2 tRNA genes and 1 rRNA gene are annotated in these 666 nt (G+C 47.9%); all 3 read right to left on the bottom strand.

The features are described from left to right. Positions 1-283: 283 nt before the first annotated feature. Positions 284-359, bottom strand: a tRNA-Ala gene (locus tag E1573_RS24265). A gap of 10 nt (positions 360-369) precedes the next feature. Continuing rightward, a tRNA-Ile gene (locus E1573_RS24270) sits at positions 370-446 on the bottom strand. An 84-nt stretch (positions 447-530) separates the two neighbouring features. Beyond that, positions 531-666 (bottom strand): 16S ribosomal RNA (locus E1573_RS24275); the annotation flags it as partial.

The raw sequence follows: 666 nt of genomic DNA on the forward strand, positions 1-666 counted from the left end.
TCCACCGTATGCGCTTCTTCACTTGACCATATAACCCCAAGCAATCTGGTTATACTGTGAAGACGACATTCGCCGAAAATTCGCAATACTCTTAAAGTCTTAAGAGAAACTCACAAATTTTACCTTAGCCTGAATAAACACCAGTGAAAGTGTCATTCAGTCTATCTTTCTATCACATACCCAAATTTTTAAAGAACGATTCTGAAAAAGTTCAGAAATCAATATTCGACGCGAATATTCATTTCTAAGCTTTGACACGGTAGCACTACCAAGCGGTAGGGGGTGGTGGAGCCAAGCGGGATCGAACCGCTGACCTCCTGCGTGCAAGGCAGGCGCTCTCCCAGCTGAGCTATGGCCCCAACAAGAAACTGGTGGGTCTGGGCAGATTCGAACTGCCGACCTCACCCTTATCAGGGGTGCGCTCTAACCAACTGAGCTACAGACCCAGTTAAGAGCTGTTACCGATATCGTCTTCTTCAATGAATCAAGCAATTCGTGTGGGAGCTTATGAAACAGCTGATGTCGTCGATTAAGGAGGTGATCCAGCCGCAGGTTCCCCTACGGCTACCTTGTTACGACTTCACCCCAGTCATGAATCACACCGTGGTAACCGTCCTCCCGAAGGTTAGACTAGCTACTTCTGGTGCAACCCACTCCCATGGTGTG

It is taken from the genome of Pseudomonas sp. H9, from assembly GCF_004353925.1.
Lineage (GTDB): Bacteria > Pseudomonadota > Gammaproteobacteria > Pseudomonadales > Pseudomonadaceae > Aquipseudomonas.